Source organism: Aggregatibacter actinomycetemcomitans (assembly GCF_023518055.1).
GTDB lineage: Bacteria > Pseudomonadota > Gammaproteobacteria > Enterobacterales > Pasteurellaceae > Aggregatibacter > Aggregatibacter actinomycetemcomitans.
This window is the reverse complement of the sequence record NZ_CP085096.1, coordinates 33,166-46,094: the sequence shown is the minus strand read 5'-3', so window position 1 is coordinate 46,094 and position 12,929 is coordinate 33,166. Positions and strand designations below refer to the sequence as shown.

At 44.7% G+C, this 12,929-nt stretch carries 14 protein-coding genes; 5 read left to right on the top strand and 9 right to left on the bottom strand.

Features of this window, described 5'->3' with window-relative positions; all coding sequences use genetic code 11:
- Positions 1–66: 66 nt before the first annotated feature.
- From rpsO to LIN98_RS00220, 4 genes are all read right to left on the bottom strand, one after another.
- The gene (gene rpsO, locus LIN98_RS00235) at positions 67–336 is read right to left on the bottom strand and encodes a 30S ribosomal protein S15 (protein WP_005540508.1); all 270 of its coding nucleotides are present in this window, start codon (positions 334–336) and stop codon (positions 67–69) included.
- Between the two features lie 95 nt (positions 337–431).
- Positions 432–1,181, bottom strand: coding sequence for a 2-succinyl-6-hydroxy-2,4-cyclohexadiene-1-carboxylate synthase (menH, locus tag LIN98_RS00230; protein WP_005547454.1), 750 nt, complete (start codon positions 1,179–1,181; stop codon positions 432–434).
- Positions 1,182–1,233: 52 nt separating this feature from the next.
- Complete coding sequence (menD, locus tag LIN98_RS00225; protein ID WP_005568025.1) at positions 1,234–2,940, bottom strand: 2-succinyl-5-enolpyruvyl-6-hydroxy-3-cyclohexene-1-carboxylic-acid synthase; 1,707 nt, start codon at positions 2,938–2,940, stop codon at positions 1,234–1,236.
- Positions 2,931–4,235, bottom strand: coding sequence for an isochorismate synthase (locus tag LIN98_RS00220; RefSeq protein ID WP_005547450.1), 1,305 nt, complete (start codon positions 4,233–4,235; stop codon positions 2,931–2,933). The genes menD and LIN98_RS00220 overlap by 10 nt, the downstream gene beginning before the upstream one ends.
- Positions 4,236–4,351: 116 nt before the next feature.
- Here LIN98_RS00220 and LIN98_RS00215 point away from each other — a divergent pair, with 116 nt between their 5' ends.
- On the top strand, positions 4,352–5,566 hold the full coding sequence (locus LIN98_RS00215; protein ID WP_005547449.1) for a pyridoxal phosphate-dependent aminotransferase: 1,215 nt from the start codon (positions 4,352–4,354) through the stop codon (positions 5,564–5,566).
- A 120-nt stretch (positions 5,567–5,686) separates the two neighbouring features.
- On the opposite strand, the gene fadR is transcribed toward LIN98_RS00215, so the two are convergent.
- A complete protein-coding gene (fadR, locus tag LIN98_RS00210; protein WP_148326177.1) occupies positions 5,687–6,418 on the bottom strand; it encodes a fatty acid metabolism transcriptional regulator FadR in 732 nt (243 codons plus the stop codon).
- Positions 6,419–6,612: 194 nt separating this feature from the next.
- Here fadR and nhaB point away from each other — a divergent pair, with 194 nt between their 5' ends.
- Together nhaB and dsbB are read left to right on the top strand one after the other, a co-directional pair.
- A complete protein-coding gene (gene nhaB, locus LIN98_RS00205; protein WP_005543712.1) occupies positions 6,613–8,157 on the top strand; it encodes a sodium/proton antiporter NhaB in 1,545 nt (514 codons plus the stop codon).
- Positions 8,158–8,180: 23 nt separating this feature from the next.
- Positions 8,181–8,720, top strand: coding sequence for a disulfide bond formation protein DsbB (dsbB, locus tag LIN98_RS00200; protein ID WP_005568033.1), 540 nt, complete (start codon positions 8,181–8,183; stop codon positions 8,718–8,720).
- 42 nt (positions 8,721–8,762) lie between these two features.
- On the opposite strand, the gene LIN98_RS00195 is transcribed toward dsbB, so the two are convergent.
- The 3 genes from LIN98_RS00195 to folB are packed head-to-tail and all read right to left on the bottom strand — an operon-like array spanning position 8,763 to position 10,724.
- The gene (locus LIN98_RS00195; protein ID WP_005543716.1) at positions 8,763–8,909 is read right to left on the bottom strand and encodes a hypothetical protein; all 147 of its coding nucleotides are present in this window, start codon (positions 8,907–8,909) and stop codon (positions 8,763–8,765) included.
- Positions 8,910–8,919: 10 nt separating this feature from the next.
- On the bottom strand, positions 8,920–10,350 hold the full coding sequence (mltF, locus tag LIN98_RS00190) for a membrane-bound lytic murein transglycosylase MltF (protein WP_005568034.1): 1,431 nt from the start codon (positions 10,348–10,350) through the stop codon (positions 8,920–8,922).
- Between the two features lie 20 nt (positions 10,351–10,370).
- Positions 10,371–10,724, bottom strand: a complete 354-nt coding sequence (gene folB, locus LIN98_RS00185; RefSeq protein ID WP_005568036.1) for a dihydroneopterin aldolase — start codon at positions 10,722–10,724, stop codon at positions 10,371–10,373.
- A 96-nt stretch (positions 10,725–10,820) separates the two neighbouring features.
- Between folB and plsY the strand changes: the two genes are divergently transcribed.
- Positions 10,821–11,417, top strand: a complete 597-nt coding sequence (gene plsY, locus LIN98_RS00180) for a glycerol-3-phosphate 1-O-acyltransferase PlsY (RefSeq protein WP_005543723.1) — start codon at positions 10,821–10,823, stop codon at positions 11,415–11,417.
- 89 nt (positions 11,418–11,506) lie between these two features.
- Here the strand turns inward: plsY and lysM are convergent, their stop codons facing one another.
- Complete coding sequence (lysM, locus tag LIN98_RS00175) at positions 11,507–11,950, bottom strand: peptidoglycan-binding protein LysM (RefSeq protein WP_014167416.1); 444 nt, start codon at positions 11,948–11,950, stop codon at positions 11,507–11,509.
- Positions 11,951–12,089: 139 nt separating this feature from the next.
- Between lysM and ypfJ the strand changes: the two genes are divergently transcribed.
- Positions 12,090–12,917 carry a KPN_02809 family neutral zinc metallopeptidase gene (ypfJ, locus tag LIN98_RS00170; RefSeq protein WP_014167415.1) on the top strand — a complete coding sequence of 276 codons (828 nt, stop codon included), beginning with the start codon at positions 12,090–12,092 and terminating at the stop codon, positions 12,915–12,917.
- Positions 12,918–12,929: the final 12 nt, after the last annotated feature.

Below are 12,929 nucleotides of genomic sequence, written 5' to 3'. Positions count from 1 at the left end.
GGTGTATAAAAAAGAAAACCCCCAACAAACGTTGAGGGTTTCTACTAAAATAACAACCTAAAAAGATTAGCGACGTAAACCTAAACGAGCGATTAAGCTGCTGTAAAGTTCAAGATTTGTACGTTTTAAGTAATCTAAAAGTTTACGACGACGGGAAACCATACGTAATAAACCGCGGCGACCGTGGTGGTCTTTTTTGTGTTCCGCAAAGTGTGCTTGCAAATGGTTGATTTGTGCGGTTAATAAAGCGATTTGAACTTCGGAAGAACCGGTATCTTTACCATCGCGACCATATTCAGCAACGATTTTTGCTTTTTGTTCAGTACTTAGAGACATAATAACTCCTGATATGAGGTGGTTAATGATACATTGTTAGCCGATCTCTAATTCAGCTACGATAATAAGGAATGCAGATTCTAGCTATTGCGCGCTCAAAAAGCAACGAATTTATCCTCTAACAACGCATTTAATTGCGCGGCAAATGCCGTTGGATTTTCCTGATGGGCGTTATGTCCCGCGTTAGGGATAACGGTTAAGTTAAGCTGATTTTCCAGTGCCATGTGTTTGAATTTATGATCCCGCTCGCCACAGAAATAATAAATGGGATAAGGGCTGTTTTTGACGGCAGAACGTAAATCCGGCTGTTTGGCAAGGGAGGTCGCCAACAGCATTTGTGCAATATTCTCCCCGCAATTGGCTCGGCGTTTTTCGATGAGGGCGTTGCGTTGATGTTCGGTCAAATGGGCAAATACCGCCTGTTGATACCAGTCGTTCAGTACGGATTCCGCCGTTTCATAGCGAAAACGTTGCGCCCAAAATACATCATTTTTCCACCGCACTTTTTTCGCTTGTTCATCGGTCAGCCCAAGATTACCGCCTTCAATAATCAAGCCCAGCAGGTTGTATTTTTCACAGTTGCTATGAAGTGCGTAATACAGCGCAATCCGTCCGCCGAGCGAGTAACCGATTAAAAAATAAGGTTGATTCCCCACTGCCGATTGGATTTGTTGCGCCACATAAGCGCAGGCTTCGTCAAAATTTTTCGCAGGGTGGTTTTTGGCGCTGCCGTGCCACGGTAAATCCAGGGCAATGCAATGAAAGTGCGGTAGATTTTCCGTGAGTTTTTGCCAGTCGGCTTGCGTACCGAGTAAGCCGTGTAAAAAGACGAGATACGGTTTCATAGAAGTTAAAAAAGCAAATTATCATGAAATAATTTGCTTTTGATGGTGTTATTTATTCGCCGACGACAGCATAGCTGATTTGTTCGATTAGGCGTTTATAAACGGTGCTGCCGTCATTCGGCGCCACTTTGATTTCGATGATGGTGGCTTCACGGCGTGAATAGGCTTGTTTCAGTACGGAACTCAAATCCGCCCAGGTGTAAGGGCGCGCATATTTTAAATCGAACATGGACGCCACTTGGGAAAATTCCGTGTGGTGCGGCATACGGTAGAATTTGTCTTTCACTTCCGCATCCACCGGCAACATATCGAAAATCGCCCCGCCGTTATTATTAATGATAAAAAGAATCGTCGGTTGGGTGATTTTTTTGAATAACGCCAGCGAGTTTAAATCATACAGCGCGGACGTGTCGCCCACTAACGCGACCACCGGCTGATTGGAACCGATACCGATGCCGGCGACGGTGGCAAGTAAACCGTCGATGCCACTGGCGCCGCGATTGGTGTAAATCGGATAGCCTTCCGGCAATTTGGTCAGTGCGTCCACCAAGCGCACAAATAAACTGTTGCCTAGGAAAAGTGCGCCGTTGTTCGGCAGCAGGCGTTCAATGTGGTGAGCTAAAGAGGCTTCGTTCAAATTGCCGCCCACTTGTTGCTCAATGAATGTGGCGCAGAATTTGGACAGTGCCAACGCTTCCAACAGCCAAGGTTTTTGTCTTAACGGCGGGTGGGCACGTAACCAATGGTGAATTTTGGCAACAAAACGGGTATGGGAGTGATGATACGGATCCACGGCTTGCGGGTTTTCATCCACAATCCAATATTCGTTTTTAAATTCCGCTAAAAATTGATTAATGCGTTTACTGATAAAACGGCTGCCAAGTTGAATGACAATATCCGCTTGCAACATTTTTTGTTTTACCGTTTGATTGGCAAGCCAAATGTCGGCATAAGGCAGTGATGCTTCCACGCCCGATTGAATGTCGGTCAACAACACCCAGCCCATGGTATTTGCCCAGGCGGCGATACCCATGGCTTGTTCCGCCGGCATTCTGCCCGCCACGACAACACCGCGTTTGGTGCGCCAATGATCCCAATTCTCGTGAATGATCACTTCTTGGTGCAAGGCGGGATAAGTCGTCCAACTTTTATTTTGGCTTAACCAGCACTGAACCTGTGCCAGCCACGGATGAACGTCAATTTCTTCCACATTGGCGTCATATAATGGTTCGGAGAACGGTACGTTAATGTGAATGACGCCGCCTTCTTCCGCCTGTTGATGACAAGCCTGTTCGATTTTGGAAATGAACCAGCTTGCCGCATAATCCTGGCTTGGGCGTGGTAAATTCAGGCTTGCCAGTGGGTAATCGGCAAACATATTTTCTTGTAAAATCGCTTGATTGGCGCCGCATTCCCATAATTCCGGCGGGCGATCGGCGGTGAGCACGATGAGGTTTACATGGCTTTGGCGCGCTTCGATGATCGCCGGGTATAAATTCGCACCAGCCGTGCCGGAGGTGACAATAACGGCGACGGGTTTTTTGGTGGCTTTCGCCACACCAAGAGCAAAAAATCCCAAGCCGCGTTCGTCGAAGTGCGTGTGGCAAAGGGCGCGGTTGGCGTTTTGTAAACGGACGGCTTCCAATGTCAGCGGGGTCGAACGCGAACCGGGCGCGATACAAAAGTGGGACACGCCTTGACGCACAAGGGTTTCCAAGATCACTTTCGACCAACAACGATTAAATACGCTTACTGACATTTTTTCTCTCCGTTTTTAGATTCCGTTATTTGTAACAATGAGATTAAACCGGCGGCTTTACGTTCGATTTCCTGCCATTCTAGCAAGGGAACAGACCCTTCAACAATACCGGCACCGGCAAAAACGCGAATTTTGTCCGCTTCAATAAAGGCGGAACGAATGGTTACGCAAAATTCGGCTCGCCCCCGATTAAAAAATCCCAACGTGCCTGCATACCAGCTCCGATCGTAATTTTCAATTTGTGCCAATAAGGTTTTGGCGCTTTGTTGTGGCAAACCGGCAACGGCAGCAGTGGGATGAATGGCTTTTAAACAATCCAGATCAGTGCAGTTTTCCGTTAAAAGTGCGGTGATTTCGCGGCGTAAATGTTGAACCCGACGCAGCGGCTTCAAACCGATTTCACCGAGCTGAATCTGTTTGGCAAAGGCGCTTAGATTGGCGCAAATGCCTTCGGCAACCAGCTGATTTTCATGAATATTTTTCCTATCCCGCAAGAGCCATTGCGCCTGTTGGCGGTTTTCTGCGGGGTCGTCGCTCACCAATGCCGTGCCTGCCAAGGCTTCGGTAGTGAGCCGGCGCTGATGGCGTGCGTATAGGCGTTCCGGCGTAGAGCCAAGAAAAACGGAAGAAGGGCTTTTCGCCAATAGAAAATGATAACAACCGTGATTATGGGCTTCGCTTTTGGCGAGAAAATCCTGTGCATTTAATGGCGCGTTAAGATGAAATGTGGTTTCATTCGCCAGCACCAGTTTGTCCACATAGCCGCTTCTGATTTGCGCTAACGCCTGTTCTACCCAATGTTGCCAGCGGGCTTGGTCGGCTTGTCGGTGGGATAAGGTCGCTTTACTTTGCACATCCAAAAGTGCGGTGGTTTTTTCCAGCGTTTTTAAGAACGTCAGTGCCTGCTGCTTGCTTTCTTTGAAATCGGCGTGATCGATAAACACTTTCACCGTAAGCCGATATTGCGTTTGTTCCAACAGCAGTTGCGGCAGGAAAAAATAGGTGTCGCCGTTAAAGGTCATGCCGCCGAATAAAGACAAATCAGCGTGTTCAATAAAATGTTGGGCGGCAATCAATTGATCAAAGGCGCGCACTTCGCCGATGGCGGCAAAAGCCGATTCGCCTTGTTGTAATTTGAAATAGCACTGCGGATAGTGTGGCTGCGCTTTTAGCCAGGCAAGTAAATTAACGCTGCCTTCGACCTGCGCCGAGCAAACCGAAATAGCATGTTGTTCTGATTCTAATTGATGAATTTGGCTGATTAATTGCGCTTTTATTGATTGCAAACTATCCATTTTGAAAAAGCATTGTCTTTACTAGGAAAATAAGTTAAAAATAAACCGTAATTCTACCGCACTTTGCGGGAATTTTTCACAAAATATTTCATTTCTTAATCACTAAGGTCGAAACTATGGAACGCTTTCCGAAATCCGATAAATTAGAGCACGTTTGTTATGATATTCGCGGGCCTGTGCATAAAGAGGCACTGCGTCTCGAAGAAGAAGGGCATAAAATTTTAAAATTGAATATCGGCAACCCCGCGCCGTTCGGTTTCGAAGCGCCTGATGAGATTTTGGTGGATGTGTTGCGTAATTTGCCGTCGGCGCAAGGGTATTGCGATTCCAAGGGGCTTTATTCGGCGCGTAAAGCCATTGTGCAATATTATCAATCGAAAGATATTCGTAACGTAACGGTAAACGATGTGTATATCGGCAACGGTGTGTCTGAGTTGATTACTATGGCAATGCAGGCGTTGCTGAATGACGGTGATGAAGTGTTGATCCCGATGCCGGATTATCCGTTATGGACGGCGGCGGCGACCTTGGCGGGCGGCAAAGCGGTGCATTATTTGTGTGATGAACAGGCGGATTGGTCCCCCGATGTGGAAGACATTAAAAGCAAAATTACTTCGCGTACCAAAGCCATTGTGATTATCAACCCGAACAACCCGACGGGAGCAGTGTACAGCAAAGACTTGTTATTGGACATTGTGGACGTGGCGCGTCAGCATAACCTGATTATCTTTGCCGATGAAATTTACGACAAAATTTTATACGACGGCGCAGTGCATCATCATATCGCCGCCTTGGCGCCGGATTTATTAACGGTGACGTTGAACGGGTTGTCAAAAGCCTATCGGGTTGCCGGTTTCCGTCAAGGTTGGATGATTTTGAACGGACCGAAAAAACACGCCAGAGGTTACATTGAAGGTTTGGATATGCTGGCGTCTATGCGTTTGTGCGCCAATGTGCCGATGCAGCACGCCATTCAAACCGCCTTGGGCGGCTACCAAAGCATTAACGAATTTATCCTGCCGGGCGGGCGTTTGTTGGAACAACGGAATAAAGCCTACGAATTAATTAATCAGATTCCGGGCATCAGCTGTACCAAACCGATGGGCGCGTTGTATATGTTCCCGAAAATCGACATCAAAAAATTCAATATGTATGACGATGAAAAAATGGTGTTCGATTTATTGGCGCAGGAAAAAGTGTTGTTGGTACACGGGCGCGGCTTTAACTGGCATTCACCGGATCACTTCCGTATTGTTACATTGCCGTATGTGCATCAAATTGAAGAGGCATTGGACAAATTCGCCGGATTCTTGTCTCATTATCATCAATAAGAACCATCAAACAGGAACCACGATAATTCGGGGTTTCTTTTGAACTTGAAAAGTGCGGTGGTTTTTATCAGTGTTTTTCAGCATGATAAAGAAAAAACACCGAAAAAAACTACCGCACTTTTATGTATACTCGCTGAAATCTTTCGGTAAAAACTCCTGCATTTTCGTCCATTGTGCGCTGCTTTCTTTGCCGTATTGTAAAATGCAAGGAGCGACTTCTTCGATGCTTTGGCGCTGGCAAATATCCCTTAGGTTGAAGTAAAACCGTCTTGCTAATTCTCGTGCTTCGGCGCTTTGAAAATAGAATAAACCGATTCTGGTATATAAACTTTTAAAGCTGTTCAAAATCAATCCGTAAACGGGATTATCGGAAGCAAAAGCCAGATTGCGAAATACGTCATAGTCGAATTTTGTATAGTCTTCCGCGGTATCTTCCAAGTTGTCCATCGGGTGAAGGATATGCAGAGAACGCTCGGGTGCACGTTTAAAGGCTTTCGGAATGTAGATCACGGAGATGTCGGTGCGCGCGGAACGCATATTGGCAGTCAGCGAAGGCAGGCGTGAACCGTCAAGTTGGATCATGGTTTCCAGAATGTTTAAACCTGAGGTTTCCCAAATATCATTAACTTTGGTGGGTTTGCCATGTTGGATATTTAACCAGCCATCACGTGCCAATCGTTGCAAAACTTCACGCAGGGTGGTGCGGGTAACACCGATTTTGTCGGCCAATTCACGTTCTGCCGGTAAATCCGAACCGGGTGGGAAATGATTATTCCAAATGCTTTTTACAATGTATTCTTCTGCTAATGCCGCCGGGCTTTGTGCTTTCAGAAGGGGGGAATTGTTATTCATAGTAATTCGGTATTATCAGTAGTTATCAAATAAAAAACGGCTTTATTATCGTTGAAACGACTATACATTACAATTAGATAATTATTTTTTAAATTCGTTGACATCATCTGCTATTTTTGACACAGTTTAGCGCTGAACTACCTTGAACGGTATTAGGTTAATATATTGTTAATTAAGAAATTAAGGTCAACTTTATGGATAGTAATTATACACAGGCATTTTTTAAAAACTTTCTTGGTTCTAGCCCGGGCTGGTATAAAATAGCGATCGTCGCATTTCTTGTCATTAATCCCGTCTTATTTGCTATTTCACCTTTTTGGGCGGGGTGGTTATTAGTCATTGAATTCATTTTCACCCTAGCTATGGCGCTAAAATGTTATCCGTTACAGCCCGGCGGGTTACTTGCCATTGAAGCGGTATTTATAGGAATGACAAATCCTGCCCACATTAAAGCAGAAGTGCTGGCAAATTTTGAAGTGATTTTGCTCTTGATGTTTATGGTGGCAGGAATTTACTTCATGAAACAATTGTTGCTTTTCGTGTTTACTAAGCTTCTTCTTAATATTCATTCCAAATTGGTGCTTTCTTTATCTTTCTGTTTTAGTGCCGCGTTTTTATCTGCCTTCTTAGATGCGCTAACCGTAGTGGCTGTCATTATCAGCGTGGCTATGGGGTTTTATGGGGTATATCACAAAGTGGCATCGGGGGGTACATTCTACGATCCTACCGATATTACTAATGATGAGAAAATCGGTAAAGATCGTGAAACTTTAGAGGAGTTTCGGGCATTTCTGCGTAATTTGATGATGCATTCCTGTGTAGGTACTGCGCTCGGTGGTGTAATGACCATGGTGGGCGAACCACAGAATTTAATCATTGCGGAACAGTCGGGTTGGAATTTTGTTGAATTCTTTTTTCGTATGGTGCCGGTGACGATTCCGGTCTTTTTATTCGGATTACTAACCTGCGTAGTAATAGAAAAGTTTCATCTCTTTGGTTATGGCGCGAAATTACCAAATCAAGTATGGATGGTTTTATCTGAATTTGATAAAGCCAGTATGAAAAAAATGACCAAGCAGGAGCGTTTGAAGCTTATCGCGCAGGCAATTGTCGGGATTTGGTTGATTATCGGTTTAGCATTCCACTTGGCGTCTGTCGGTTTAATCGGTTTAAGTGTCATTATTTTTTGTACCGCACTTTGTGGTGTTACCAGCGAACATGCATTGGGTAAAGCATTCCAGGAATCTTTGCCGTTTACTGCACTACTGGTTGTGTTCTTTACCGTAGTTGCCGTGATTATTGACCAAAAACTGTTTGCGCCGATTATTCATTACGTTTTATCTTCAGAGGAAACTGTTCAGTTAACTTTATTCTACGCCTTTAATGGTTTGTTATCCGCTATTTCCGATAACGTGTTCGTTGCAACGGTTTATATCAATGAAGCAAAAAATGCGTTAACTGCTAATGTGATTCCGCCACATCAATTTGAATTGTTGGCGGTAGCGATTAATACCGGTACCAACCTGCCTTCTGTAGCGACACCAAACGGACAGGCTGCGTTCTTATTCTTATTGACTTCCTCTTTGGCGCCCCTAATCAACCTCTCTTATGGTAGAATGGTTTACATGGCGTTGCCTTATACCATTGTATTATCGTTAGTGGGTTTGTTCGCCGTGGAATATATTTTACCGCCGATGACTATTTGGCTGGCAAACTTAGGCTTGATCATGCCGATTTAACATTTTTTAGGAGGAAGAACGCAATGCTAAAATTTTTCAAAACACTTTCCGTGCAACGGACCGGTTGGTTGTTGTTGGTTATTTCAGCATTGACGTTAGAAGGCACGGCACTTTATTTCCAATATGGCATGGAATTACAACCCTGCGTCATGTGTATTTATGAACGGGTTGCCTTATTCGGTATTGCTTTTGCCGGAATTGTCGGATTAATTGCACCGCGCTTTTTGGTTTTCCGTTTATTGGCATTGCTTATCGCGTTTTTCAGTACCGTGAAAGGATTATTAATTTCCCTTAAGCACGTAGATTATCAACTGCACCCGGCACCCTGGAATCAATGTTCCTATTTGCCGGAATTTCCACAAACCCTGCCGTTGGATAAATGGTTTCCGGCATTATTCCAACCCACCGGTTCTTGCAGCGATGTGGTTTGGTCGTGGTTAGGGCTTTCCATGGCGCAGTGGATTGTGGTGATTTTTGCCATATATTTGATTGTTTTGGTGTTAGTGTTAATTAGCCAATTTAAACGTCTTGATAATAGAGGAAGAAGACGTTTATTTAATTAACTCAATCATAAAATGGTGCAGCTTAAAAACTGCACCATTTTTTTATATATCCTGCACAACAAATTGTAAGGCGTGGCGGGCGAATAGCTTGGCTTTGCGTTGTTTTAAATGTTTCAGGCGCAAAGAACGGGCTTGTTGTTGATGAAAGAATTTCTTTTTAGCCGGTTTTAGAAAACGTCTTCTAAGCATGATTACCCCCTTATTTACTTTGTGGTTTTGTTTGCCCTGTGGCAGTTTCCGTGGTTTTATCGTTTTGTTTTTCCTGAATACGATAATAATTCATGATACTGTTCATATAGCGCCGAATATTTTCTACATACTGAAAGGCTTCGTAACCACGAGCATAACCGTATTTCAGATTACGGTAATATCGCTTTTCTGCCAACAAAGGCAAGTTATTTTTCACATCCAGCCAATTATCCGGATTGCCGCCTAAATTTTTGGTTAAACGGCGGGCATCCAATAAATGCCCTAATCCCATATTGTAAGCGGCAAGGGCGAACCAAATACGATCTTCACTGTTAATGCTGTCGGGAATCTGTCCGATCAACCAATGTAAGTATTCCGAACCGGCTTTAATGCTTTGCTCCGGATCGGTTCTGTCACTGATTTTCATGCGTTCTGCGGTGTCTTTGGTCAACATCATCATGCCACGCACGCCGGTGGGCGATGTGGCATCCGGGTTCCAGTGGGATTCCTGATACGCAATTGCTGCCAATAAACGCCAATCCAAATTGCCTTTGTGTTTAGTAAAGAGCGGTTCGAATTTCGGGAGAATCGTTTCAATGGAATTCAAATAGGATTTAATGTCCACATAGTCAAACTGACGGAAATGATTAAAATACTTCTCTTCAATGTTGGCGATTAAGCCCGAATCAATGGAGCTGTTCATGAAGCCCAGCAATGCCGATTGTAATTCACTTGAAGAATTATTCGGTAAATACCAATGCACGCTCATTTCATCGGTTAAATCGAAAGCCACGGCAATTTGCGGTTTAATTTGCTGGGTGGCAGAAATATCTAAAGAATTGGCGATGGTATAATCAATTTTCCCTTCCGCCACCTGTAACAATAATTCTTCTTGCGTTAATTTACTGTCTACCGTCCAGCTTAATTTCGGTTTTTTCAGCTGCGCTTCTTTTAAAATTTGCTGCAATTCGGAACTGTCAGGAACTACAAGGCTGCCGTTAATCTGTGCTAACGAACGCGGGCGATTTTTCCCTTTACGATAAGCGATTTGCCAGGAAGCGGAGTAATAGGACGGACCAAGCTGAAAACGCTCGGCTTTGGTCGGGTGATAAAATAAATTGGCGGCGGCAATATCAATTTGACGATCGTTTAACGCAGAAAAAAGATCATCCGTATTATTCATCGGCTGCATTTCAAGTTCCACGCCCAAATAATCGGCAAAGGCTTTGCTTAATTCATACTCTAAGCCGGATTCACCTTCGGCATTGATGAAATAAGAAACCGGATTATTAATCGTCCCCACCACCAGTTTGCCGCGATCTTGAATGGCATGATAAGCATTTTCTTCCGAATGCATAATTTGCTGCCACGGAAATACCATATCAATTGCCCATAACAATAGGCATAAGCCCGCAATAATGCGTAAAAATAAACCTTTCAAATTGTCTTTTTCTCTGATTTTTAGCGGCTTCGTTCAATAATAATACCGACGTTTTCCGCTTGCGCGACGGCTTTCGGTTTACTTAATTTGAGACGAAGCCACGAAATTTTAAATTGTTGTTGTAATTGTTCCGCCACTTCATTGGCAACCCGCTCAATTAATAAAAACGGTTTGGATTGCACATAATCAATAATGAATTGGCTGACTTCCGCATAATTTAGTGCAAATTGAACGTCATCGGCAGCTGCCGCCTGACGCGTGCCCCACGCCATTTCGACATCAAAAATGAGTTTTTGTTTAATTTGTTGTTCCCAGTCATAAATGCCGATTTGCGCAAATACCGTTAAACCTTCGATAAAAATAAGATCTTGCATGGTGTTCCTGTTGTTATTCCTAAAATTTTTGTGGGCTTATACTACCAACTTTGGGTACAATAGACGAACTCTTTTTCTCCAGTCATAGGAAGTCCAATGAGCCTTTTCGCCCTTTTTTATATGCTATTGAGCTATTTGCTCGGTTCCATTTCCGGTGCGATTTTATTATGCCGAGTCACCGGCTTGCCGGACCCCAGAACCTCCGGTTCCCATAACCCCGGCGCGACCAACGTGTTACGTATCGGCGGGCGTTGGATTGCCTTGGCGGTGCTTATTTTCGACATCTTAAAAGGCATGTTACCGGTGTGGTTGGGTTATTATTTGGGGTTAACACAATTTGAATTGGGCATGGTGGCGTTAGCGGCGTGTTTGGGGCATATTTTCCCGATTTTCTTTAAATTTAAAGGCGGCAAAGGCGTTGCCACCGCCTTCGGTGCCATCGCACCTATCGCTTGGGGCGTCTTATTTTCGACACTCGGCACCTGGATTGTCGTGTTCCTTATCAGCGGCTATTCCTCTCTCAGTGCTGTCGTCACCGCATTACTGGTGCCGCTTTATGTGTGGTGGTTCAAACCCGAATTCACCTTTCCCGTCGCCTTGGTTTGCTGCCTGCTCATCTATCGACACCACGAAAATATCCAACGTCTCTGGCGCGGACAGGAAGACAAAATATGGCGCAAGTTTAAAAAGTAGCGCCATCTGAAAAACACCGAAAAAAATAACCGCACTTTAATTTCAAATTTAAAGTGCGGTCATTTCCCAAAGCATTTTTTAAGCCAAGTCTACAAGCTTTTCGGCAAACGAATTTTTTGCCCGGGGAAGATTTTATCCGCGTCTTTAATCACTTCTTTATTGGCTGCTACGATAGCAGTGTATTTGCTGCCATTGCGGTAATGTTTTTCAGCGATTTTCCAAAGGGTGTCGCCTTTTTGAATCACGTAAAATTCATCTTCGCCGGCAATCTTTTCACCGTTTTGCACGGTGACTTCATCGATATTGACTTCGCTGATACCGACAATATTGCCCGTCATTAACACGGCTTTTTCCAGCGCAGTGGCGGAACTGGCAACACCGGCGATTTTCGCCACACCGTTTTCTACTTTCACTTCCACATCGGCAACGCCGGGATTGTCTTCGTTAATGTGTTTGGTGACGGCAGTGGAGGCCTCTTCTTCTTTGCTGAAGATTTTTTTACCGATGTCACCGATAAAATCAAATAAACCCATTTTTTCTCTCCTTATTGATGAATGAACGGAAGTCACAACATAACCAATTCAATCATATAAGTCTAGAAATAAAATAGTAGGCGGGAAAAGGGTTATGGATTAGAATGACGAAAATTTCACTTAATCAATAGGAAGGGTTATGGGTTGGCAAGGGCGTAGAGAAAGCTCAAACGTGGAAGACAGACGTTCGTCAGGTGGTGGTTTTGGCGGTGGCAGACCCACCGGTATTCTCGGGTTAATTATTATCTTAGTGGGCGCTTATTATGGCGTGGATTTATCGGGATTAGTCGGCGGGGTTGATGTGGGCGCAACCCAAACCACGCCTTTGCAATCGCAGCAGGAACAAGAGCTGGCGGGGCTTTCCAAAGTGGTGCTGGGCGATACTGAGGATGTTTGGAATGCGTATTTTGCCAAACATAATAAACAATATATCGAACCGACGATGGTGTTGTATAACGGTGCGACACCGACCGCCTGCGGCACCGGTCAATCGGCAATGGGGCCGTTTTATTGCCCCAATGATCAACGGGTGTATTTAGATTTGTCTTTTTATAACGACATGAAAAATAAGCTCGGTGCGGCGGGCGAAGCGGCGTTTGCGTATGTGATTGCCCATGAAGTGGGGCATCATGTGCAAAATCTGTTCGGCACCTTATCGCAGGTTCATCGCCTGCAACGACAAACCTCCCGCACGGAAGCCAATCAGCTTTCCGTAAAATTGGAATTACAGGCGGATTGTTATGCGGGCGTGTGGGCAAGTCTGGCAATACGAAAAGGTTTGTTTGAAAGCGGCGATATTGAAAAAGCATTCAATGCGGCGGAATCCGTGGGCGACGATCGTTTGCAAAAGCGTAGCCAAGGTTATGTGGTACCGGACAGCTTTACCCACGGCACATCGGCGCAACGCTTGCAATGGTTTAAACGCGGTGTAAATACGGCGGATCCGGCACAGTGTAATACGTTTTAAACTATGTGATAA